Raw genomic sequence first — 23,092 nt, 5'->3', positions numbered from 1 at the left:
TAGCCTCGGCTTCAAGACCGCAAAGGCATTTAGCCTCAGAGTTAGGTTTAAGAGTCAGTGTAATAAGTGATGCTGTCTGGTGAGACTTTACTATTTTAAAGCCTTCCCAGAATGAAGATAGGAAAGTATGATTCGGCATGAAAACGGTAGTTTGTGTATGATTTTTGTTTGGCGACTAAACCATATCACTTACTACCGTTTTTGTTTTTAGTTCCCGCTAATCCGCGATGAACCAAAAAAAAGCCCAAAGTGATGAGGTATCACTTTGAGCGATTTTACTAATCTTCTAACACTAACTCGCTGTCGTATTCTTCCCTAGGCACTTCGCCGCGTTTGCAGCCGTTTAGGGTATGAAAGCGACGGCGTCCGCGAGCCAGTTGAATGTACTTCAACCAAACACGCTCTAACTTGGACTTTGCCTTATGAGGGTGAGACAACACTTTAAGGAAGTGCTTTTCTTCTGCATTGGTTGGTGTAAGTTCACCAGTCTCAAGTGCAAGCATAGTGTCGCCAAACAAGGTTAGGATTTCCTCTTCTGAAAGAGTAAAATCCCCTGACTTAGCGAACCCTCGTGGGAATTTAATGGTGTCATAAAAACGTTTTTTTCCGTGACGGAATTCGGTCTCAGACATATCAGCCTCAGTAATGTGGTTAGATAGAAATTAGTGTTTATTGCTCACGCGAAAATATTGTTAAAAGGCTAAAATAGGAAACAAAACGTTTTTGCCTTTACGATAAACAATCCTAGATCCGCTAGTTAGCAGATTTATTACAGAGATGTATTTGATGGATGTGAAAGTATTTAGAACCTTTCTTGAGGTTGCAAGGGTGCGCCACTTTGGGCGTGCTGCTGAAAACTTGTATTTAACACAAGCGGCGGTGAGTGCGCGGATCAAACAGCTAGAAGGCTATTTTGATACTCAGTTGTTCATCCGTGATCGTAATAACATCAAGCTTACCTCTTCAGGTGAGCGTTTGATTGGTTACGCTGAGGTGATGGTTTCTACTTTGCAACAGGCTAAGTTTGAGCTGTCACTAGAGAGTGGAAAAGCCTTGCAGCTAACGCTGGGTGGCACACCGAATATTTGGGATGCGTATTTACAAAACTGTCTGAGTGTTGTGACGGATTCTTTTGGTGGTTACGGCTTTATGGCAGAGGTGATGGGGCGTGAGCAACTGAACCGTAACTTGCTTGAGCGCACCTTAGATATGGCCTTTGCATTTGACCAGATCAAAGCTGAAGAGCTGAACTGTAAAAAAGTGGCGGATCTCGTGTTGGTTTTGGTATCGACACAACCTGATGATTTAGAATCCGTGTTCCAGCATAAGTATGTTTATGTTGATTGGGGAACTCGTTTTGGTTCTGAGCACGCAGAGCGTCATCCAAAAGTACCCGCACCGTACTTACGCACCTCAACGGCTCGTATTGCACTCGATTTCATTTTAGAGAAAGGGGGCAGTGCCTATTTGCCAGTGTCTCTTGTTGAACCTTTTATCGAGTCAGGACAGTTGCACAAAGTGAAAGGCGTTGAAGACTGGTATCGCCCGATTTACCTAAGTTACCGTAAAAACAGTACCTCGGTAGAGGCGATCATGCAGGTTGAGAAATTGGTTAACGAGATTGACCCATCGACGGCATACACACTGCAACAAGCAGCGGAACAAGCACCTGAGTAGCTGTCTCGGCTGTCACTCATTGCTTTGTCGAATAAATAAAAAATGGCTCCCTTTTGGGGAGCCATTTTTGTTTAAACCAGAGATATTCATACTGTCCAAGTTAGAGAAAGCTCTAAGCCGGAAAATCGTTTAAGCCTGGTGTGTAAACCACCTAAAAAGCTCTATGGTGTTAAAGCACTTATAGGTTCATTAGGTTTTCAATCGACTCTTCAAGAGAGTGTGACATATACGAATGGATTGTTTGTCCGTCCGTTGCGTCAATCTCAATTTTAGAAATCCCCTGTTCTGCTTGGTCTTCAAGAAAGCCTAGTGACTGCTCGACTGATTGACTGGTGAGAACCTGTTGGTTTGATAAAACAATACGACACGTGTGAAGAACCATAGCCTTTTCCTTTTTATATTCGATAGGTCTCTGCATCTTTGGCGTGCTAAGTACCTATCGTTTGACGTTGTGAGAAGATTGACTTCTCTTGGTTAAATTTAGTCGAATTGGATAAAAATAAAACCCTTTTTTGTGATTTATCTAACCTTCAGTTCCGAAAATGGCTAGCGACAGTGGTTATTCAGGATAGACTTTTAGGGCGTGAAGTAAGAATTACTGAAAAAGAGAAGAGCTCAATATGTCGAAAAATATTCATCACAACAGTGCGCTAACGAATGAGCAGTGTCATTTGGCTCGCTATGCGCGAGACGCTCGCTTTGATGGTATGTTTTTCACTGCAGTAAAAACGACGGGGATTTTTTGTCGCCCTATCTGTCCTGCAACACCACCGAAAGAAGAAAACGTCGAATATTTTTCTCATCAGGCTCAGGCGTTAAAAGCAGGCTATCGACCTTGTTTACGCTGTCGACCAGACAGTGCGCCTTTCTCACCAGCATGGAAAGGGGTTGAAACGACGTTTCTTAGAGCGATGCAGCTTATCGATAACGGTGCATTAAGTTCAGGTTCGATTACCGATCTTGCTGAGCGTTTGGGGATCTCTGATCGGTACTTACGCACCTTGTTCGACAACTACATTGGTGTGTCACCCAAACAATATAGTCTGTACAGTCAGTTAATGTTCGCTAAACAGTTGCTGCATAACAGTAGTATGAGTATTACTGATGTCGGCTTTGCGAGTGGCTTTAATAGCACGCGTCGCTTTAACGATGCGTTTCAAAAAGAGCTGAAGCTTTCGCCAAGTCAGATTCGACGAACCAAGCCCAATGACAGTCTGAGTAATCACATCCAACTTACTTTTCATGGCCCATTAGATTGGAAGCACTTATTGGGCTTCTATCGACGCAGAATGATCGAGGGGATAGAAGAGGTTGGGGATGACTATTATCAGCGAACTGTGACAGTCAATGGCTCGAAAGGTTGGTTTAAGGCGACCTTAGCTAAAAAGAACCGATTAGACATTGAATTTGAGTTGGATGATATAAACCAATTACGAGGTTTGATCACTCACATTCGTCGCATGTTCGACTTAGATGTCGACATCGCCAAAGTTGAAGCCTTTTTTACGACGATAGATCCTAACTTAGTCGCCAGAAGTGGTATTCGTATTCCAGGTGTATGGAATGCTTGGGAGGCGGGTGTCAGAGCGATACTTGGACAGCAAGTCTCAGTAACAGCAGCGATTGGTCAGCTAAACCTATTGGTTAAAGAGCTTTCTGAATCAGATAAGAAACCCTATTTTCCGACACCGAAACAAATAGCGGAAGCCGATGTGAGCTTTTTGCGTATGCCAGGAAGCCGTAAGGAGACCTTAAAGCGTTTTGCCGAATACATGGTCGACAACCAAGCCGAGCACCCTTCCAAATGGATTGACCTAAAAGGCATTGGCCCTTGGACCATACAATACGCATTACTGCGTGGCTTGAGTGAGCCGAATCATTTGTTGGTGGGTGATTTAGTGGTGAAGAAGTTTATCGAGCACCGACCGGCTATCAATATAGAGAGTGTTTCACCGTGGGGCAGTTACGCGACGTTCCACTGCTGGAATCAGTCTTAATAGAAAGAGCAACCCGCGAAAGTCCGCAATACAAAGTTAGGAGTAATCATGGCGAACCGTTTTACATATTATGATAGCCCGTTAGGCACTGTGACTCTGCAGGCGAATGAGCAAGGCTTACTCGGAGTTTGGTTTGAAACACACACAACGAAACCGGAAGACTTAGGTACACAAGAAGATAGCTTTCCGATTTTCCAATCGGTCAAAGAGCAGCTCGAACGTTATTTTGCAGGAGAAGCCGTTCAATTTGATGTACCAATCGCTGCCAAAGGCACTCCTTTTCAGCAATCGGTTTGGCACGCACTGACTACTATTCCTTACGGAGAAACATGGAGCTATGCTCAGTTAGCCGACGCGATCGGTAATCCAAAAGCGGTGCGAGCTGTGGGGTTAGCCAATGGCAAGAACCCGGTATCAGTGATTGTTCCGTGTCATCGAGTGATAGGCAAGAATGGCAAATTGACGGGTTACGCGGGCGGGATTGAACGAAAACAGCGCTTATTGGCGATTGAGGGAATTGGCCAAGAATAGATCACTTGGTTATTGGATTTTTGGTTAACTGATGCCTCGCAGTGTTGGGCCTAGCCCAAAGACCTTAAAAGTGTGACTTTGCAAAAAGGTTGGCGCTTTCTGGAAAATACTTGTTTGGTCGCATATCCTTTTAGTTATGTTCTCTAGGCAAGGATGCCCAAATGAATAGTCAAATCCCTTTCTTACTCAGTTGCAGTAGTACGCTGTTACTGACAGGTTGTTTAAGCGATACCAGTCAACCTTTTGAAGTCCCACAGCTGGTTCTATTTAAAGGTATGTATGAAAGTACTGATAACGACAGCTATTTGCTTTTTGAGTCAGGACAAGTCACTTATCAGACGACAGATAACACGGTGACTCGCAGTTATAGCGTCGATGATGATTTGATTACCATTGAGCTGAACTCAGGAAGCAGCCGCACTGATTCAGACTTGGTGATGCGCATTCAACAGCAGGGTGAGGTACTGACATGCAACCAATGCCCAGCGGTTCAATTGAGTAACGTTTGGACCCGAGTCGAAAGCCCGCATCAAGAAGGTTCATCTAACTAGAATAACCCACCATTAAGCCATAAGTGAGCCGCGATGCTGACCGCATAGCCAATCATGATGACTGGCATCCACTTTAGGTGTCCAAAGAAGGTGTACTTACCATGAGCTGCACCCATCAATGCCACACCAGCAGCGCTACCGATCGACAATAAGCTTCCCCCAACGCCAGCGGTCAACGTAATCAGTAACCAGTTACCCATCGACATTTGTGGCTCCATTGATAACACTGCAAACATCACCGGAATGTTATCGACAATCGCAGACAAGATGCCCACCATGATATTCGCCCAAATCGGATTCCATTGGCTGTACATGACGCCTGAAGCGAGTTCTAAGTAACCAAGCAAGCTCAAACCACCGACACACATTACCACTCCGTAGAAGAAGAGTAATGTGTCCCACTCGGCATGAGACACTCTTCGAAATACATCAAAAGGCACCACCGATCCGAGTCGTTTCAAGGCTCCTTCATCGTTATTCGCAATTGCCACGGCTTTCTTCTTAGCCAGCGAGTTGGGCAGTGTTTTTCTCAAGAAATACCCAAAGAACTGGAGGTATGCCAGCCCCATCATCATGCCCATTACTGGTGGGAAGTGCAGGACTGCGTGGAAAGCAACGGCAGTACCTATGGTCATAATGAATAGGAATACAATTCGTCTCGCGCCTCGTTTCAATTCAACGTGTTGATGTACCGTGTCGGGCTGGGTGGTGGGTACAAAGTAAGACATGATCAGAGCAGGAACGAGGTAGTTCATCATTGAAGGAATGAATAAGGGAATGAATTCACTAAAACTGACATAGCCTGCCTGCCATACCATCAAGGTAGTGATGTCGCCAAATGGGCTGAACGCGCCACCTGCATTCGCCGCAATCACAATATTCACACAGGCGAGGTTAACAAATTTAGGGTTATCTCCTGCGACCTTAAGTACCACGGCACACATTAATAGAGCGGTTGTCAGGTTATCGGCTATCGGGGATATAAAGAACGACAAAATACCGGTTAACCAGAATAGAGACCGAAAATTAAAGCCTTTACCCACCATCCAGGCTTGTAGCGCATCAAATAGTCTTCGCTCTTCCATCGCGCTGATGTAAGTCATGGCGACGAGCAGGAAGAGTAGCAGCTCGGCGTATTCCAATAAGTTGTGTTCGAGCGCTTGCTTCGCGACTTCAACTAGATTGTGCTCTTGGTATGTGAAACCAATGATGATCCAAATAAGGCCAGCGGCGAGTAAAACGGGTTTGGACTTTCGCAGCTTTAGATACTCTTCCATCATCACTACAACGTAAGCGATAACGAAAATAGTGAGCGAGAGGTAGCCAGCAAATGAATTGGTAAGCTTGAGAGGTTCCCCTAGTTGGGAGGTAGTTGCCCCCGCCACCGCAGAAAAACACAGCAAAGAGAGGACAACAGAAAGCTGGATACCTAGCATGAATTACGCTCCAAAGTTAATAAGTTATTAACACGCGTAAAAGCGTAGACCTAAATAACCATGTGGAGTGTGATAGATATCTTAATAATTCAACAGATTACAAGGAAAGCAATAGACTGTGAGGTGGGCTGAAGTACGGCCTTGCGCGTCTCAAATTACAATCTTGTACACGTGAGTAATAAAGAAAAAGCCCTACCGGGCTTAAGTCCGATAGAGCTTATTCTGTGTCGCCAACATTATGCAGCATTACGATCAAACGTCATTGTTTGTTCTGCAGCACATATCTCAACAGGCCAGCCATAGGATTGGTATTCCATCGCAAGTTTGTCCGCAACTACGCGAGATACCGTGGCAGTGATCCACATGCCTTTACCCATTACTTGATATTTGAGTGTTCTCATTTCCATTTTTGTCACCGTTTTCCTTCTATATTGGCTGCGCGAAGTCTATAGCACCTCTTGAGGCTGGAATTTCGAATTAAGCTCAAATCCTTTATAAAATGGCTCATGAATTCGGCTTGGAATAAAACTCAATCAGCAGAATGAAAACGGTTGCGTTTTGGAAGAAAAATCACGATTTAAGTGCCTATATTAAAATTTAACTAAAAATTTATGTAAGAGATATCTTACATAATTATCAGAGATCGGACTATCCGGGATTTTATCCGTTGGGCACTGATTTTTGTGTCTCTTCTGTATGTTTTCGGTTGCGCTATTGCAGCAAAATTTATTTAGTTTTGTATGTGAAATATGAGGATCTTGTCAGTTTATATTTCGATATCTAAACCATAGTCACAGTTTTATATGTTGCCTATCATCTTCAATTTAAACCGATACTCTGTTTGATTTTGGTCATTAACCTTCTTCTCATTAGTTTGCACTATCTATGCGTGTTCTGTTCCACATAAACTAGATGTATAGAGGTCCTTATGGCTAATCCAACGAAAACCGATCGTAAAGTCACGATCGGCAGTTACATCGCACTCGCCTTTGCGGTTGTGTTTTTCTCCGGCTTGATGCAGTCCAATGAATGGTATGGCGTATTCGATTTTACGACGCTTAACGGCTCATTCGGTAAAGTTGCTTACGATGTAAGTGAATCCGCTGATGGTATTCAAGCGGCAACCACCTCTTTGCGTGGTAAAGGCGGTAGCGGTGCTCGTGACGGTTTCATTTTTGCTTTGACACTTATTCCGACCGTGATGTTTGCTTTGGGTATGATCAACGTACTTGAGCACTATGGTGCGCTAGATGCGGCTCGTAAACTGCTTACTCCACTGCTTCGTCCGCTTATGGGCATTCCTGGTAACTCAGGCTTGGCATTGATCGCTTCTTTGCAAAGTACCGATGCAGGTGCAGCGATGACTCGTCAGCTTAAAGATGAAGGGCATCTAACTAAGCGTGAAACTGATGTCTTTACCATGTTCCAATTCACAGCAGGTGCGGCGATCGTTAACTTCTTCTCGTCTGGCGCTGTGCTATTTACTCTAACCGCAATGGACGGTTCTCTCGCGGTAACATCATCTATTGGTCTCGCCGTGGCGGTGATGTTCATCTTTAAGTTTGTGGGTGCCAACCTGTTCCGTATCTACCTGAATATTACTGAAGGTAAAGAAGACAAACCAAAATCAGACAAAGAACAAAAACTGGAAGAGGAAGTAGCATAATGAGCGAAGTAAAAGCAAAGAAACCAATGGTGACTGATATTTTCGTTGAAGGTGCTAAGAAAGGCTGGGTTATTGCGACCACCTCGACAGTGCCAAACGTTCTGATGGCGTTTGTAATCATCAAAGCATTACAGATTACGGGTGCGTTGGATTTGATGGGCAGTGTGTTTGCCCCAATCATGGCGGTGTTTGGTTTACCGGGTGAAGCAGCTGCAGTATTGATCGGTGCGTGGATGTCGATGGGCGGTGCAGTGGGTGTGGTAATCACGCTGTTTGACCAAGGTATCTTGAATGGCAATCATATTGCGATCTTAGCGCCGGCTATTTACTTGATGGGCTCACAGGTTCAATACATGGGCCGAATCATGGGGCCAATTGGTACTGAAGGCCGTTACATCCCAGTGATGATCGCTATTTCAGTGTTGAATGCGTTTGGTGCGATGTTCCTGATGAACATTATTCTGTAGCCTGACTTCTGAAATTTCTTAGGCTTTAGAAAAAGGAAACCCCGTTTGGCTTGCACCAAACGGGGTCTATTCTTTTTGTAGCCATCCTGCTACTGCGCGTTACTTATCTTTCAATAGGTAACTGGTGCTCCCTGCATCGTTCCTTGACGTGGCTAAATCCTTTAACCTATCCAATCCATCGCCTTCCTAGCGGTGTCCTTGCAAACTCATCATCCTGATAAGTGACTCTATCCTAGAGCATAACTTCCTTGCTGATAACTCATCCTAAGTCATCAAATCTTCATCCTGAAGATACCTAATCCATTAGGATTTTTCCTGTTCCTGCCAACTCCCTGTCGACACGTATATTAAACACTCTGGAGGTTTCTCCCACAATCTACCTCAAGCAAATAATCTTAAGGTAAAGCTAAGAAAAACTGTGCGGACTCATACAAAACAAGGGCTTGGGTTTGTAATCTAGGATTTTTCTGCGAAGCTTGATTGTAATCTCTTACGTTTTTTGTGAGAGATCTCTTACGTTTTTTGTGAGAGATCTCTTACACATGTGCGGGCGTGAATGCTCTTTGTTTGCTGAATACAGATACGTTGAGGTAGCCCGCCGAATAAACTAACCAGTAGGAAATGATAATGGTTACAGCGTTATATGCTTCGTTGCTCACTTTGGTCATGTTATGGCTTTCCATTGAAGTGATTAAGCAAAGAAGAAAGAATCAAGTCGCACACGCAGATGGTGGTATTGAATCGTTACAAGTGGCTCGTTCTGCTCAAAGTAACGCAATGGATTATATTCCGATTACCGTGATACTGATGGCGTTGCTAGAATTCAACGGCGCCAATGTATGGCTGATTCACGTTATTGGTATTGCTTTTGTTGCTGGCCGTATTATTCATGGAAAAAGCATACTTGCCCGTAGCCTGAAGGGAAGAAAGCAAGGCATGTATTTGACCTTTGCCAGCATGGTGTCTTTAGTTGTTCTAAACTTGATTTATCTCCCGTTTGATAAGCTTATGTAAGGACAAGCATGGCGCTACGCCTCCCTCCACCATGGATGATTGTATTAACAGGTTTGGTGCTGAATATTCTGGCCATTGTTGTGTCGAGCTTCGTGCTCGACAAAATGGTGGTTGAACAGGCTCAGTATCGAGAGCGTCAACAGGGCAATGTTTACTCGATTCAGTTGGCTTGGAACACGATTGAAACCTTAGAGCGTAAGCGTGAATCTATGTTGCTGCACATGGATATTAGTACTTCTTCAAATTCGTCGGTGACACCGGAATTAGAAGAAGCGATGCGCGGTCAGCTTGGTGCGTGGGTTAGTGGCGAAGTTCCAGAGATTACCGTCGAAAACCTTTCTCAGATCATGATGTTGATTAACCAAGCTCAGCAATCGCAACGCACACGCATCGATGACTTCTACCTTGATAATCTAACCTTATCTGAACTCCTTCAAGCCCTTGAGGAGCAGATGACCCTCTATAAAAATATCGCGCTCTTTCTTCAGATCTTTGGCTTAGCATTGATTCTTGCGCGTGACCTAGCGAGACGAAATTAACCGTTCCACGCCTTAAGCAAAAGCTGATTATGAGTTATTGGTCGAGATTAGGGTGCTGTTGCCCTTGGTACTTTGGAAGCTGGTCTTTAAGCTTTTTGAAGGTACTGAATGCGTTGTTAGCGGATAAGCGGTTCATTAACCAGTCAGGCAAGATACCGCCCGCATTCGCATATGCCGTATAGGTGATGTGGGTTAGGCCATTGGTTAGAGGCTGTAAAACCCAAAGCGCATCGACCTCGTTGATTCGAATATACCCCGACTCTTTAGCCAAGTAATTGGATGCATCTTTAATGGTTAAGGTGAATTGACCGTCTTCTACTTCATATTTCGAGTACGTCACCATATCTCGGTCACGAGCTGGCCAAGGGGCTTTGAACTGGGTGTAGACGATATTTTCATTACTAGAGATTTGCATTAATACTTCACTGTGCGACACATTGTCGATCCAATTCGGTACGTTATCGCTGTCTTCCAATAGCAAGAGAAAACCTGAGTAACTCGTTTCGACCTGCATTTGGGCTCGAACTTCAACAAGACCATTCCCATGATTGCGCTTATGAATGGTGATGCCGTTTTCGCTTTTGACGAACTGCCACGGAGTCGCATAAGAGAGGGCTGAAAATAGACAGAGTCCAACGACCAAAATCCTAGGTAATATCATTATTCTTCCATGAAATGAAAAGCTTATCTGCCATGATTATAGAATAAAAATAGGTTGGATTCGCGTCGTAAGATGCTGCGTATTGAATATGGTTAATATGATATTTGGAAAAACGGAAGGCAGAGGGTCTTCCGTTTATAGAAGGGAGGGTAGTGGCAATTTATCTAGAGCTTATAGGCTTCAACCGTTTTGATAGTGGTCCAATTGTTGTCGGCATCTTGAATGAACTCTTGTGTGTTCTCCAACCAACGTTTTTGCACTGACTTATCTAAGTTCAGATATAACTTCCCATCTTCTATTTTCCAAGCTTGTGGATCGGTCTCAAACTTCTTACCCATTGCTACCCCGAAGGCGCAGTAGCCACCATATTGAGGCGCATAGGCTTGTGGATCGGCGCGGAATTGGTCTCGGTTTTCACTGTTCACAAACTGATAAATGGCATTTTTGTACGTTGCGGTGAATTCTGATGTGCCTTTCACTGGGCCCTTGTTGTCGAAGTAAGCCACAGGGTCATAACCTTTAATTGCAAGATCGTTGCTGTCGACACTCATATCCAGGTCAGCTGCCATTATTGAAAAGCTCGCACCTAGTAATGCGGCGGTAAGAGTGATTTTTTGACTGGTCGATTTTAAATGTGACATATCAAGTTCCTTGTCAGTGTTAGTTAACTTGTATGAAATAAATTAGCCGACTGGTCCGGTCTATAGAGGGACAAAAGAACTAAAAAGTAAGCGAATCGTTCGGAGGATGCATGGATCTGTTGTCACAGTTGATGGAACACTTCTCGATACGTACCGGTGTTTTCTACTCAGGGCACTTGTGTGGCGTCTCATCATTTAATGCACAAGAAGGGAAAGAGGGACACCTGCACGTATTGAGTGCGGGGGAGCTGACCTTGTCTTGCGCTCATGGGGAGCACAGGCAGCTTTCACAGCCTTGTATCGTTTACTTACCTAATAGCACGCCTCATGCAATAGAAGGTGTGGGAGAGGGCGCTGAATTAGTGTGTGCAAACGTCGAATACCGATCAGGGCAGATGAACCCATTGTTGGCTGCATTGCCTGATGTGATCGTGATTCCGTTTGAGGATGCTCCGAATGTAATGCCTGTGATTGAAGTGCTGTTTAGAGAATCGAGCCAGGCATCATCTGGTCAGCAATACTTAATGGATAAGTTGAGTGATGCGCTAATGGCTTTGATTTTTCGACATCTCATAGAGCACCAGCAAATCGATCAAGGCGTATTCTCTGCGCTTGCTCATCCGCGACTTGCCCCGGCGGTGACTGCTATTCACTTGATGCCCGCACGACACTTTTCTATCGCCCAAATGGCTTCCTTGGCTGCGATGTCTCGAACTCAGTTTATTGAAGCATTCAAGCGGGAAGTTGGCGAAACTCCTGGTGACTATGTTCAAAAGTGGCGGGTTTCTGTTGCTCAATCGTTGCTGTTGCAAAATAAGCCCATCAACTGGGTCGCGGATGAAGTGGGGTACAACAGCTATTCTGGTTTCGCTCGTGCGTTTCAACATGTCACCGGAATGTCGCCGCGGTTATGGCTAAAACAGAATGTGGCGTAAAGCGTTGGGCAACCTTATCTGAAATGTGGCTATTAGCATTAGGCTTGGTTATGTTTTAGCGGAAATTGCGCGTAGTTTGTTCATTTCTCGAATGATGGGCTAAAAAGGTGGACTTTATAAGCTCGTTGTAACATCCTGCCCGTCCTATTTTATCAGACATCAATGAGACGAAGTGCCTGCTGAACATTATTCAGCCTCCCGTATCTCATTAAAGCACTAAGGAGTTCCACTTGAACCTATTTGTAAGAGACCTTACCGTTATCGATTCTTCATACATCTGTGAACACAGAGGGGTCGTAGGAGATAGTTGGATTTTAGATGTCACTATGTCTGGTGAACTGAATGAAATGAGCATGGTTTTAGACTTCAGCAGAGTCAAAAAACAGATCAAAAATCTTGTTGATCAGCATGTCGATCACCGCTTACTGCTGCCAATGAGAAATGCTGCGATCGTGCATCAAGCAAGTAAACCGGGCTACGCAAAAGTCGATGTATTGCGTGGTGATAAGAGTCTTCACTTGCACTGTCCTGATGAAGCTTACTGTCTGGTTGATGCCGAGGCGATCACCATCGAGAGCGTGACCGCACACGTTTATGACATTCTTCGTGACAACCTTCCAAGCAACGTAACAGGGTTAGAGATCACCCTTCGCCACGAGAACATTAATGGTGCGTTCTACCACTATACCCATGGTTTGAAAAAGCATGATGGTAACTGTCAGCGTATCGCGCACGGCCACCGTTCTCCGGTTGAAATTGTGGTTGACGGTCAGCGTGATGAACAACGTGAGCTAGCGTTTGCTAAGCGTTGGGAAGACATCTATCTAGGCTCTAAAGAAGACCAAGTTTCTGTTTCATCATTAAACCTAAGCGAGCATGCCAAGAGTGTGAATGACGAAAGCCACTATGGTTTTAGTTACACGGCCCCACAAGGTGAGTTTGAGTTAGCGATTGCTAAGTGTGAAACAGAGATCTTGCCAACCGATACCACGGTGGAATTACTGGCAGGCTACATTGCGGATCAAGTTGCCCCAAGTTTGACAGAAAACCAATCACTACAAATTGTGGCTTATGAAGGGGTAGGTAAAGGCGCGATGGCGTTCCGATAACACCTTATGAATGACGTAGGTTCACTCTTTATCTGAATAAAAAAGGCAAGATACTAAGTTATCTTGCCTTTTTTATGGCTATTTAAACCGAGAACGTTATTAGCGCCATTTTGTTATTGCTAACGAAGCAGTACGTGTCGCAATGGGCTTTTCTCAATTGCAACGACCAACCCAAAGCTGAGTAACACAGTGCCAAAGAATACGGTTACGTCTTTTGCTAGCTCCGTAATGCCCAATACACCACAGACATTGAACAACAAGATGATGATTAATAGGTGACTAACGTAGATACCCAACATGCGATTTGAGATAGCACGAACCCAACCATAATTGCCCACATTTGGATTAGCTAGAAGCCACATAAACGTGCCCACTCCCCATAGCGCAGTACCAAACAAGAAATCATGGATGTTGAACGCGATGTCGAATTTAGACAGCCATGCCGCTTCCGCAAAATGAATCCCCACACCTAATGCGATTAGTCCTAGCGCCTTAGCAGACGACACTTTCCATTGATGCTGACGAATAAGGAAACCTAAGGTCACCATTAATGTACTGAAGAACGGGCCGTTACGGGTAAAGAAAGGTGCTTCCAGTCCAGTCAGGCTTGTATAACTCCCCGCTAAAACACCGTAGATGTAGAGTGCAGCTGCCAGAGGTAATAAAAGCTTATCGAGCTTCATCTCAACCATCAAAGCGATGATCAAAACAGCGAAAACTAAAGCTGGAATAAACCATAAATGTACCAATCCCCCCTCTAAGAAAGAGTTGAGCGGTGTGCTCATCAAAAAGCCCCAGTAACCTTGGCGTTCACCTAGATAACCGAGCTCTTCAACTCTAGCGAGGTTGAAGGGTACCGCTAAGCAAATGATGCTCCATACCACCCAAACCTTGAGCAGTGGTTTCGAGTAATTGATGACGGCTTCCCAAGGAGATGAGACGAGCTTAGGTTGAATCAGATAACCTGAAATTAGGAAGAACAGAGGTACGGCAAAGCGAGCAGTTTGGTTGAGAATATAACCAATCCATGGCACTTCATTGATTTGCCAATAAGTAAGGGCCATTTGGCCATGTAAGCCAATGATCGCCAAGATAGCAATCACTCGACCTAACTCGATACTGGCGATGCGTTGTGAAGGCGTATTTTGAACGGAAGACATATCAGATCTCTAAGAAAATTTTCGTAGAATCTAGCAGCCTTTGTATTGAACCAGTTAGCGTTAAATCAAGGGTTTCGGCCTTTATATGACGGCTTGTATTGATTTTTTGAAGCCTGTCGCAGCTATATTAAATCCATTGCAGTAAGTGCAAAAATACCAAGCGTACAAGTGATAAGCGAACCTAAAGTGGTCAGCGCGATAATATTGGCAGCAAGCGTTGCATTTCCTCCCATCGCTCGTGCCATTACATAACTTGCAGCAGCGGTTGGTGCCGCGCTCATCAGGAAGATCAGTCCAAGATCGAGTCCTTCAAAGCCTAAGGCCAATGCTACCAATGTGATAAGTAATGGCGAGGCAACTAACCGGTAACTTGAGGAAAACCAAGTCGCGAGTTTCTCCTGTTTGAGAGAGCTGATATCCAATGAGCCGCCGGTACACAGCAAAGCCAGAGGCAAGGTCATTTTCGCCAAGTATTGTCCGGCATCAGTCACCATTTTAGGAATTGGAACAGACAGTGCGTAACAGAAAACACCGAGGAAAATGGCGACAATAAGAGGGTTCTTGGTTATCGACTTTGCTATCGCTTGAATGGCTTTATCGCCCGTGTCTTTGCCCTCAGGGGTTAAAGCAATCACGGCTTGGATATTGTAGAGCACAGTAATTGATGCAACATAGATCGCCGCAAGTGCCACGCCTTGATTACCGTAGATATTGGCGACATACGCTAAACCTATGATGCCCGTATTCGCTCTGAATCCACCTTGGATGATGACGCCTTGGTCCTTCGAATCTCTGAATAATAGTTTGGTCGAGACCGTAGCAATGAGGAAAAAAGCGAAGTTAGCAGCGAGAGCAAATAACACCAGTGTGCTGCTGGCAGAGAAGTTATGTTCGGATTGAACGATACTCAAGAACAGCATCGCGGGTAAGGTGATTTGAAAAACAATCTTAGAAGCGACATCAATGAAGTTGTCATTGATAAGCCCAATTCGTTTGAGTACCACACCAAGAAACAACATTAAACAGATAGGGCCTGTCACTGAGGCTGAAAATGCAAACTGTTCCCAAAGTGTGTCCATTATTTTTCCTTAAATTTAGCCAACTTCAATATCCTTTGAATACTGTCGCATTTTTCCACAATTCTTTGAGAAGAGAAATTGAATCCCAATAGATAAGTAAAAATCTTTGAAAAAAAGAACGAACGTGCTAAAAATAACGTATCAGATTTATCCTTGGTGAATGATGAGTAAAGGAAAGATAACCAAAGAGTATATTTTGAGCCATGCATTCGCCCTTGCGAGTGAGAATGGGCTTGAGAGTTTGACGATTGGCGAATTAGCCAAGCAGTGTGGTATGTCTAAGAGTGGTTTGTTTGCGCACTTCAACTCTAAAGAGAACCTGCAGCTCTCTGTACTTGAGTACTCCAATGCTATCTTCACCGAGCGAGTCATCATTCCAGCAAGAGAACTTGGTGATGCTGACATTGAAGCGAAATTAAAACAGCTACTCGATAACTGGTTAGGGTGGAACCACTCATTCCAAGGCAGTTGCATGTTTATAGATGCTTGGAAAGACGCGGGCAGTGAAACATCTGTGATTCAGCAAGCGCTGCAGAAAACCATTTCGGTTTGGATTGATTACTTGACGATTCAAGTAGCAAAAGCTGTGGAGAGCCAACAGTTTAGAGCCGACCTAGATCCAAAACAGGCAACCTTTGAGATGTATGGGCTCTACTTGAGTGCGAACTTGTTCTATTCGTTACGAGGCCTGCAAGCGAGCCATACCCATTTTTGGAGTGGCGTAGAGCGCTTAATTGCTAGCTGGAAAGTGGTTTAACAGGTAAGCCATTGAGCTGGTTAAGCCCATGAACTTGGCCTATTTATGGCCTAAAAAATTTAAGATAAGTGGCGGCAGCGTGCATAAACAGCAGTATCGCCATTTTTTATATTAACAAATAGCACGGTCGTTCGTTTTTATGACCGAGCTGGATACGCCAATAAATTTGGCGAGATAAGGAATGGTCATGAGTGACAAAATCTATTTTAATACATCGAACAAATTCAGCTTTAAGCGCAGCCTGATTGGTGCAACCACCAATCTGCATTACATCTTAGCGCCGAGCCATGCGAAGAAAACCGCGCGTAAACTGCTGCTTACGCCAATGCGAACGGAGCAAAAAAATGCGGATCCACAAGGGCTGATCAAGAGCGAAATTAAAGGCCGTGATGGTGTGTTAAAAACTTACTCTTTGGGTACCGGCCCAGTTTGGGTATTAACTCATGGCTGGTCTGGTACCGCGAGTCAATTCTTTCCTCTGATGGAACATATCGCCGCTAAAGGTTATACCGCTCTGGCTTACGATCACCCGGCACATGGTGGCAGCGATGGCGTGCATGGTCATATTCCGGCGTTTGTGAACGGTCTTGAGGCGATTCTAGATTCGGTGGGTGAAGTGGCTGGCTTGGTTGGTCATAGCATGGGTACTGCTTCTGCGTTGGAATGTAAGCACGCTAAATTGGAAAACAAACCGCTGCTTCTGATCGCACCTGTATTGGACTACTTGGATAATTTGTTTGGCAGCGTTGCTCGTTCTGGTTATTCAATGAAGCTGTTTGAGGCGGTAGTTGGAGAAGTAGAAGAGCAGTTTAATTACCCAATTCAGTCGGTTGACCCGTATGGCAAGCTCGCGCTACGTCAGTCTCAGACCATCATTGTGCATGATGAGCAAGATAAGTTTACTAAGTTCGATGTGTCGCAGCGTGCAGCGAATGAAATGGATCGTGTTACCTTGATTGCCACTCAAGGACAAGGTCACGGACGAGTAATGAAGTGCCCGCAAGTGTTTGAGAGCTTTGATACCTTGATTGGTTAGTTTTAGTTAATCAATCCGGTAATACGTAGGCTTAGAAAACAAATAAAAAAAGGCCAACCAGACATTTCTGGTTGGCCTTTGCTTTTAGGTGTTTAGTAAGTATTTAGCTTACACCTATTTTTAGTTAGCACAGTTTGCCGGACCAATCTCTTTCCATACGCCCCATTCACCAGAGTTAACTGGGTCATCACCTTTGGTCCACCATTTCGCTTCCCAAGTTTTGCCAGCTTGAGTCACTTGGTCGCCGCCAGTGTAGACTGCACTTGAATCCCAAGCGTTAGTACACGTACCACCGTCTGTGGTTTTCTTAAGTACTTTCACTGATGCAGCTGCGACTGATGAATCTGTACCGTCACTCACGGTCACAGAGAAGTTCAGAACTTTGTCTTGCGTGTATTCTGCTGCAACAAAGCTTACTGAAGCGCCTTGTACGGTTGCATCGATACCTGCAGGTACATCCCATGTGAAGGTTAGTGTGTCTTGATCGGCATCGCTAGACGCAGATGCATCCACGACCACAACATCGCCCGCATTGACTTCAGCCGGAGCCGTAACCACTGCAACTGGTGCTGAGTTAACTGGACCTGTATCTTTCGGGTTTACCGTTACAACAACTGTGTCCGTTGACGTTGCGCCTTCGTTGTCGGTTACTGTTAGGCTAAAGGTCAGTGTTTCTTGCTGAGCGACTTCAACAACATCGAAGCTTGCAACCGCGGCATTAGCGTTAGCCAGAGTTACTGCTGTACCGCTCACTTGAGACCAAGCGTAGCTCGCAATTGTGCCATCACTGTCTTTTGAAGCGCTGCCATCTAGAGAAACAGAAGCAGGGCCTTCAACAGATTGGTCTGCACCTGCTGATGCGGTTGGTTTCTTGTTCACAGGTTCTGTAGTGCCCCCTGCTAAACCCTCGTGCATCGCATTTAGGATGTCGCCGTTATCCGCATCAATTTCCCAAGAGAACAGACCCGCAAGACCAAGGCTACGCACGTACGCACCTTTTGCTTTAACCGAGCGGTCGTCATCAAACGTGATCAACTGACCTGAAGTACGGTTCCAAACGTATGGCGCTTCTGCCATTTCGTCGTAGCCATATTCGAAGCCATTGATACCTTGGTTGTTGGCGCCAAGCATGTTCGCTTTAATGCCTTTGTAGTCGATAACGCCATCTTCCCATACACCTTGTGCAGTGCTGCCTTTCAGTTTGCCATTACCGACACCTGTCATAGGGTCGCTTGGGTCAGAAAGTGTTGATGGTAGTACGCCTTCCCAACCACGACCGTACATTGCTGTACCTACGACAAGTTTGTTAGCTGGAACACCTTGCTGAAGCAGTAATTGGATACCGTTGTCAGTGGTGTAAGCAGGGCCTGTGTACGGTTTGCCATTTTCATCAATGCCAGAGCCATCACACTGGCCAGGACGCATGAAGTTACCGCAGTTTAATGCTGTCTGGTGACCTAACACGTTGTTCCAACCGCCGTAGAAGTCGTAAGTCATCGCAAAGATGTAGTCCATGTACTGGATAGCATCACCGTAATCCACATCCTCAATTTTGTCGTGACCAACACCGATCGCTGATGTGAGTTCGTAAGTACGACCATTTTCTGCTTCTAACTCATCAAGCATTGCGCGCAGTTCTGCCATTAGTGCGATATAAGCTGGGCCATCATTTACTGGGTCACCAAGTTCTGGTGCAGCACCGCCGCCACCTGGGAATTCCCAATCGATATCCACACCGTCATAGAACTTCCATGTATTTAGGAACTTCTTAACCGATGCGACGAAGGTGTCACGGTTTGCTTTGGTGGTGAAATCGAAGAATGGGTCTGATAGGGTCCAACCGCCAATTGAAGGGATGATTTTCAGATCAGGATTACGCTGCTTGAGCGCCATCATCATTGCATAGTTGCCCTTGATTGGTGAGCTGTATTCGTGACCTGCTTGAGGAAAACTTTTCTGGAAAGCTGCCCATGGGTCATGAATCACTACTTCGTAATCGTTGACGCCCTGACATGCCGTCATGAGTGCATTATAGCTGTTACCGCCAACTGATTTCACTGATTCGTTAGGACCACAAATTGGGATGAAGCCATAAAGGATATGGGTCAAGTTATCAGCGGGTAGGTTGTCGACTGTGTAATCACGGCCATAGATGCCCCATTCAACAAAGTAAGTACCCACTACTGTGTTTGGGTCTGTATTGTATGACTTGTTGTTTGGATCAATGTTCATTGCTAGTGGTGCTAAGTGTGCACCATCCGTATCGGCGATAGTGATCTTAGCGGGTGCACTCTTGCTACAACCCGTTTCGTCACACGCTTCGATCTCCATATCAAACAAGCCACCCTGACCGTATTCGAATGAAGCTGTAGTTTGGCTGCCAGTGATTGGACCGGTCGCAACTTTAACGCCATCAAAGTAGATGTTGTACGTGTTTCCTGACGTTCCGCTCCACTGGTTAAACTTAACGTCGACCTTTGCTTTGTCGTGATACTTAACCATCTGGTTGTAGCCAGAAGTGGTTTCCATCGCGAGTTCAATTTTAGAAAACTGTAGGTTGTTGGAACCGTACATGTCGATGCTAGGTGCTGTTGGAGCAGCTAATGCTGTACCAGATAGCGCTAGAGCAATGCTCGCAGCACAGGTATTAAAACGAATCATACTATTTCTCTCATTCCTTGAAGGTTACGAGAACCAAATGGCCTCATAAGTTGCTCCGATCAGTTTTGAAGGAGCTTCCCCGTCAGTATTCGAGAGAGTTTTAATTTCATAACTGAAAATAAATCTGTTTTCGATGGACAACTAAAAAATTGTATCTTGTTACAAAATTGTTGCTTAATGAGTGAGAGGTCGAGTCCATGTTTTATAAAATGAAATGTCGCCTAGCATGAAAATCTCATATGTGAAGTTTCACAACATGAAGTTATGTAAAGGTGCGACAAACTGCATGAAAATATTGCTTAGTTGAAGCAATATCACAAAGTAGTAGCGGCTAGGCAGGGGGGGCTTTAAGTGTGTTGGTGGAGTGATTTTGGCGATTGAAGGCTATCTTTTGAATTGCTCAGCTAATGAAGCTCTTCTTTGTTGCATGACGCTGTGATTGTCACCGGTAGCGGTATGCTCAAAGCCTTCTTTAATAAATTGCTGGGCTGGTGTGCTTGGCTCCAGTCGTTTTAGGCGAGGTGAATCATAAGTACCACTGATGGTGTAAACCCTTGGTCCAGAGCCAGTATTTATCGTGACGATTTTACCGTCAAACTCAAACGAAGTGGTGATAAGGCGATGATTGATCATTACCCCTTTTTCAGAAAGGGTCAGGATGTCGGTATTGTATGGTGGAGCACCAATCTCAATCCAATTACCATATACGTTACTTGGACTGACAGACTTTTGGTGGGCTTGATAAGCAAAATAACCAGCGGTGACAGCAATCATAAAACCTGCTAATAGAAAGCCGTAGAGTAGTGAGTTGGCAAATATATCTCTGCTTTTAGTGGGCTTTTTTGCCATTATCTCTTCATTTTTTGCTTGTACCGTCTTTGAGTCTATAAATTAAAATCTTTGTTTGCAAAGATCGTTAGAAGAGTTAGAAGCAAGATCCAAAGTTACGATAAATAGACTTGCTTTGATGTTTTTTCGAGTATTGCTATCAATATTTATGTCATCAATGAAAATTACTGTCAGTAAATCTTAAGTTATGCGTATTTATTTCTTGTAGGAAAGTCGCGAATTGGTTAAAACAATTATCACCTAAGTTTACAGATAGGCTTATTTGTTGAGCCCAATAACTGCAATTTCAAGATAACAAGGAAGTACAATGATTAAAGAAAACACATACTTTGAAGGTGGCGTAAAATCGCTAGCGTTTAACCAATCTGGTGCTGATGTGAGTGTTGGGGTAATGGCTGTGGGTGAATATACCTTCGGTACGGCGGCTCCAGAAAAGATGACGGTTGTAAAAGGCGCACTAACGGTAAAACGTGTTGGTGATGAAGACTGGACTACATACCAATCTGGTGAGTCTTTTGACGTTGCAGGCGATTCATCTTTTGACCTACAAGTAAAAGAAGCAACGGCTTACCTATGTGAATACCTTTAGGGAGAAGTGAGCTAGCTTCTCTCCAATAAGAAAAAACCACGCTCTAAGAGCGTGGTTAAATAAGTGATAATAACCGGCAGTGGATAGTGTCACTTGTTTTACAGTCATCAAATCGACGACCAAATTCGTTGTTATCTTCTCAATCCCTCGAAAGTCCAAACCACACACTAATAAGTTTCAAACACGCCGCTGTTATAGTCTTGAATGGTTTGTTCAATCTCTTCCATAGAGTTCATGACAAATGGACCATAATGTACTCTACTTGAACCACATACGTCTAATTACACCATCTTTAGTTATAAATTGATGATAAAGTGCTCCAAATATATGTAGGGCTAGTAATACTATAAGGAATCGAGCACCTAAGCCGTGTGGAATACGTGGGGCATAGTCCCAAAAGTTAGGTAATCCTTCGCCGGAGCTGTTGAATACTATTGGTGCTGCTTCTGAAAGGATCATCATGCCAATGCCACTTGCTATCATTCCAATGATAACTACATAAAGTACTCCATGAATAAAACTTGCCGCAAACCGCTGCCAAGCTGGCATCTTAACTGGTTGTGGTTTCCTATCTGCCAAAATCCACCAAATTACTCGTAAAACGGTTAGCATACATATCCCTATCCCCAACGGCACATGAAATCGAAGTAAAGATGCTTTGGCTAGAACATCTTCCATATTGCTTATTCTAAAACCTGACACCAGTAGAGCCAAAATTAAAAGAGCGCTTAACCAATGGATCACTATCGCAACTGAACCATATCTATCGCTTGTACTTTTTATATTCATTACTGCCCATCCTTATTGTTATTGCTGTTCAGTTATTAAAATAATAAATGTAAGATTATTGATTGATAATACATTTTTAAACTGTATGACTTTATCCAAATATTCATAAAGTGTAGTTTACATTCTTCTTAGTTACTCGAATTAACTATGTGCCCACTTTGATGTAGAGAGTTAACTTTCATATCGTTGAAACTCTTCAAACGCACTAGACATCGACCATGCTATCAAGCTTAAGCCAGTTAGTGCTTCTATACTTACATACAGTCGTATATAACCCAAAGGCACTATGTCCCCAAAGCCTAAAGTGGTAAAAACAACAGCGGAGAAGTATAAATAGTCCGTAAAGCCAGACTGTTCTAAGCCGTCTAGAGTTCCGAAGTCAGGATTAAGCAGCATTAGCTGATATCCGATTGCAAAAACAGCAATCTCAATTATTAGAGAAAGTATCAAGAAAAGAATTACTGTTATTGTTCTGGCCTGCTTCAATCTAAAAATATTCCTCTTTATATTCCTCAACCAAAAAATAACATTAGCATGAATTATGACATTTATTATCACAATAAATAGTGCCAACATCCAACACCCCAAAATATATATCATAATACTTCTCTCACGTTAGTCCAATTGAAGTACACAACTAAACATGGAATATATTTCATCTTGCTTACTTAGCAATTTGTAATAAATTTTATTGAATGAAACGGCGTTGTTGATCAAATCAGCTAAAGGACGTATCTATCCTACGGAACTTACCTGTTAGTTTCTAATAGGCATACCTAGTCCTAGAACTTTGTTCATTGCTTTGACGTTTGCTAACGCCTCACCAACTTGAGCGTTATAACATCTCAAGCTCAATGTGCCGCTAGTCAGTCCTTTATATCGGGACATTGCCGTCTCAGAGATTGAACGGTCGTGGTAGCCAGAGTCAGTTTTCCATTGAGTTAGCGA

Annotated in this window: 25 protein-coding genes and 2 pseudogenes; 13 read left to right on the top strand and 14 right to left on the bottom strand. The window is 44.1% G+C overall.

The window, feature by feature from the left end; genetic code table 11:
* Nucleotides 1–278 precede the first annotated feature (278 nt).
* Nucleotides 279–632 carry a DUF413 domain-containing protein gene (locus tag L1D55_RS24025; RefSeq protein ID WP_128163264.1) on the bottom strand — a complete coding sequence of 118 codons (354 nt, stop codon included), beginning with the start codon at nucleotides 630–632 and terminating at the stop codon, nucleotides 279–281.
* Between the two features lie 154 nt (nucleotides 633–786).
* Here L1D55_RS24025 and L1D55_RS24020 point away from each other — a divergent pair, with 154 nt between their 5' ends.
* Nucleotides 787–1,677, top strand: coding sequence for a LysR family transcriptional regulator (locus L1D55_RS24020; protein WP_128163267.1), 891 nt, complete (start codon nucleotides 787–789; stop codon nucleotides 1,675–1,677).
* Between the two features lie 178 nt (nucleotides 1,678–1,855).
* On the opposite strand, the gene L1D55_RS24015 is transcribed toward L1D55_RS24020, so the two are convergent.
* Nucleotides 1,856–2,059 carry a hypothetical protein gene (locus L1D55_RS24015; protein WP_128163269.1) on the bottom strand — a complete coding sequence of 68 codons (204 nt, stop codon included), beginning with the start codon at nucleotides 2,057–2,059 and terminating at the stop codon, nucleotides 1,856–1,858.
* A gap of 238 nt (nucleotides 2,060–2,297) precedes the next feature.
* Here L1D55_RS24015 and L1D55_RS24010 point away from each other — a divergent pair, with 238 nt between their 5' ends.
* The 3 genes from L1D55_RS24010 (at nucleotide 2,298) to L1D55_RS24000 (ending at nucleotide 4,756) form a co-directional block, all read left to right on the top strand.
* Nucleotides 2,298–3,674 carry an AlkA N-terminal domain-containing protein gene (locus L1D55_RS24010; protein WP_239919144.1) on the top strand — a complete coding sequence of 459 codons (1,377 nt, stop codon included), beginning with the start codon at nucleotides 2,298–2,300 and terminating at the stop codon, nucleotides 3,672–3,674.
* Nucleotides 3,675–3,722: 48 nt separating this feature from the next.
* Nucleotides 3,723–4,205 (top strand): methylated-DNA--[protein]-cysteine S-methyltransferase, encoded by a 483-nt coding sequence (locus L1D55_RS24005; RefSeq protein ID WP_171369321.1) that lies wholly within the window; start codon nucleotides 3,723–3,725, stop codon nucleotides 4,203–4,205.
* Nucleotides 4,206–4,366: 161 nt separating this feature from the next.
* Nucleotides 4,367–4,756 carry a hypothetical protein gene (locus L1D55_RS24000; protein WP_128163276.1) on the top strand — a complete coding sequence of 130 codons (390 nt, stop codon included), beginning with the start codon at nucleotides 4,367–4,369 and terminating at the stop codon, nucleotides 4,754–4,756.
* Here the strand turns inward: L1D55_RS24000 and nhaD are convergent.
* Entirely contained in the window at nucleotides 4,753–6,192 is a 1,440-nt protein-coding gene (gene nhaD / locus L1D55_RS23995) for a sodium:proton antiporter NhaD (protein ID WP_239919143.1), read from the bottom strand. The two genes, L1D55_RS24000 and nhaD, sit on opposite strands and share 4 nt — an antisense overlap.
* Nucleotides 6,193–6,428: 236 nt before the next feature.
* Nucleotides 6,429–6,599 carry a hypothetical protein gene (locus L1D55_RS23990; RefSeq protein ID WP_164880346.1) on the bottom strand — a complete coding sequence of 57 codons (171 nt, stop codon included), beginning with the start codon at nucleotides 6,597–6,599 and terminating at the stop codon, nucleotides 6,429–6,431.
* 521 nt (nucleotides 6,600–7,120) lie between these two features.
* Between L1D55_RS23990 and L1D55_RS23985 the strand changes: the two genes are divergently transcribed.
* The 4 genes from L1D55_RS23985 to L1D55_RS23970 all read left to right on the top strand — a co-directional run bounded on the left by L1D55_RS23985 (nucleotide 7,121) and on the right by L1D55_RS23970 (nucleotide 9,878).
* On the top strand, nucleotides 7,121–7,858 hold the full coding sequence (locus L1D55_RS23985; protein ID WP_239919142.1) for a nucleoside recognition domain-containing protein: 738 nt from the start codon (nucleotides 7,121–7,123) through the stop codon (nucleotides 7,856–7,858).
* Nucleotides 7,858–8,325 (top strand): YjiG family protein, encoded by a 468-nt coding sequence (locus L1D55_RS23980; RefSeq protein ID WP_004737023.1) that lies wholly within the window; start codon nucleotides 7,858–7,860, stop codon nucleotides 8,323–8,325. Before L1D55_RS23985 ends, L1D55_RS23980 begins: the two co-directional genes overlap by 1 nt.
* 627 nt (nucleotides 8,326–8,952) lie before the next feature.
* Nucleotides 8,953–9,339 carry an MAPEG family protein gene (locus tag L1D55_RS23975; RefSeq protein ID WP_239919141.1) on the top strand — a complete coding sequence of 129 codons (387 nt, stop codon included), beginning with the start codon at nucleotides 8,953–8,955 and terminating at the stop codon, nucleotides 9,337–9,339.
* 8 nt (nucleotides 9,340–9,347) lie between these two features.
* Nucleotides 9,348–9,878 (top strand): DNA mismatch repair protein, encoded by a 531-nt coding sequence (locus tag L1D55_RS23970; protein WP_128163278.1) that lies wholly within the window; start codon nucleotides 9,348–9,350, stop codon nucleotides 9,876–9,878.
* 34 nt (nucleotides 9,879–9,912) lie between these two features.
* Here the strand turns inward: L1D55_RS23970 and L1D55_RS23965 are convergent, their stop codons facing one another.
* Nucleotides 9,913–10,539 (bottom strand): START domain-containing protein, encoded by a 627-nt coding sequence (locus L1D55_RS23965; RefSeq protein ID WP_239919140.1) that lies wholly within the window; start codon nucleotides 10,537–10,539, stop codon nucleotides 9,913–9,915.
* Between the two features lie 164 nt (nucleotides 10,540–10,703).
* Nucleotides 10,704–11,180 (bottom strand): YHS domain-containing (seleno)protein, encoded by a 477-nt coding sequence (locus L1D55_RS23960; RefSeq protein ID WP_239919139.1) that lies wholly within the window; start codon nucleotides 11,178–11,180, stop codon nucleotides 10,704–10,706.
* Between the two features lie 110 nt (nucleotides 11,181–11,290).
* Between L1D55_RS23960 and L1D55_RS23955 the strand changes: the two genes are divergently transcribed.
* A complete protein-coding gene (locus L1D55_RS23955; protein ID WP_239919138.1) occupies nucleotides 11,291–12,115 on the top strand; it encodes an AraC family transcriptional regulator in 825 nt (274 codons plus the stop codon).
* A gap of 230 nt (nucleotides 12,116–12,345) precedes the next feature.
* A complete protein-coding gene (locus tag L1D55_RS23950) occupies nucleotides 12,346–13,224 on the top strand; it encodes a 6-carboxytetrahydropterin synthase (protein ID WP_239919137.1) in 879 nt (292 codons plus the stop codon).
* 119 nt (nucleotides 13,225–13,343) lie between these two features.
* Here the strand turns inward: L1D55_RS23950 and L1D55_RS23945 are convergent, their stop codons facing one another.
* Nucleotides 13,344–14,384, bottom strand: a complete 1,041-nt coding sequence (locus tag L1D55_RS23945) for an acyltransferase family protein (protein ID WP_239919136.1) — start codon at nucleotides 14,382–14,384, stop codon at nucleotides 13,344–13,346.
* 122 nt (nucleotides 14,385–14,506) lie between these two features.
* Nucleotides 14,507–15,463 carry an AEC family transporter gene (locus L1D55_RS23940; RefSeq protein ID WP_239919135.1) on the bottom strand — a complete coding sequence of 319 codons (957 nt, stop codon included), beginning with the start codon at nucleotides 15,461–15,463 and terminating at the stop codon, nucleotides 14,507–14,509.
* A 163-nt stretch (nucleotides 15,464–15,626) separates the two neighbouring features.
* On the opposite strand from L1D55_RS23940, the gene L1D55_RS23935 reads away from it, so the two are divergent.
* Both L1D55_RS23935 and L1D55_RS23930 read left to right on the top strand, forming a co-directional pair.
* Nucleotides 15,627–16,220, top strand: coding sequence for a TetR/AcrR family transcriptional regulator (locus tag L1D55_RS23935; RefSeq protein ID WP_239919134.1), 594 nt, complete (start codon nucleotides 15,627–15,629; stop codon nucleotides 16,218–16,220).
* 187 nt (nucleotides 16,221–16,407) lie between these two features.
* Nucleotides 16,408–17,256, top strand: coding sequence for an alpha/beta hydrolase (locus L1D55_RS23930; RefSeq protein ID WP_239919133.1), 849 nt, complete (start codon nucleotides 16,408–16,410; stop codon nucleotides 17,254–17,256).
* 120 nt (nucleotides 17,257–17,376) lie between these two features.
* Here L1D55_RS23930 and L1D55_RS23925 read toward each other — a convergent pair whose 3' ends face one another.
* The gene (locus L1D55_RS23925) at nucleotides 17,377–19,917 is read right to left on the bottom strand and encodes a glycosyl hydrolase family 18 protein (protein WP_239919132.1); all 2,541 of its coding nucleotides are present in this window, start codon (nucleotides 19,915–19,917) and stop codon (nucleotides 17,377–17,379) included.
* A 384-nt stretch (nucleotides 19,918–20,301) separates the two neighbouring features.
* Nucleotides 20,302–20,766 (bottom strand): DUF2850 domain-containing protein, encoded by a 465-nt coding sequence (locus L1D55_RS23920; protein WP_239919131.1) that lies wholly within the window; start codon nucleotides 20,764–20,766, stop codon nucleotides 20,302–20,304.
* A gap of 307 nt (nucleotides 20,767–21,073) precedes the next feature.
* On the opposite strand from L1D55_RS23920, the gene L1D55_RS23915 reads away from it, so the two are divergent.
* Entirely contained in the window at nucleotides 21,074–21,355 is a 282-nt protein-coding gene (locus L1D55_RS23915; protein WP_239919130.1) for a pyrimidine/purine nucleoside phosphorylase, read from the top strand.
* A 167-nt stretch (nucleotides 21,356–21,522) separates the two neighbouring features.
* On the opposite strand, the pseudogene L1D55_RS23910 reads toward L1D55_RS23915, so the two are convergent.
* The 4 genes and pseudogenes from L1D55_RS23910 to L1D55_RS23895 form a co-directional block, all read right to left on the bottom strand.
* Nucleotides 21,523–21,612: pseudogene (locus L1D55_RS23910) on the bottom strand (pirin-like C-terminal cupin domain-containing protein); the annotation flags it as partial.
* Between the two features lies 1 nt (nucleotide 21,613).
* Entirely contained in the window at nucleotides 21,614–22,144 is a 531-nt protein-coding gene (locus L1D55_RS23905; RefSeq protein WP_239919129.1) for a cytochrome b/b6 domain-containing protein, read from the bottom strand.
* Between the two features lie 171 nt (nucleotides 22,145–22,315).
* Nucleotides 22,316–22,720, bottom strand: a complete 405-nt coding sequence (locus L1D55_RS27615; RefSeq protein WP_275665373.1) for a potassium channel family protein — start codon at nucleotides 22,718–22,720, stop codon at nucleotides 22,316–22,318.
* Nucleotides 22,721–22,900: 180 nt separating this feature from the next.
* Nucleotides 22,901–23,092: pseudogene (locus L1D55_RS23895) on the bottom strand (IS5/IS1182 family transposase); the annotation flags it as partial.

Source organism: Vibrio sp. Isolate22 (assembly GCF_022398115.1).
Taxonomy (GTDB): domain Bacteria; phylum Pseudomonadota; class Gammaproteobacteria; order Enterobacterales; family Vibrionaceae; genus Vibrio.
The sequence above is the reverse complement of the archived record's forward strand: the minus strand, read 5'-3'. Positions and strand labels throughout refer to the sequence as shown.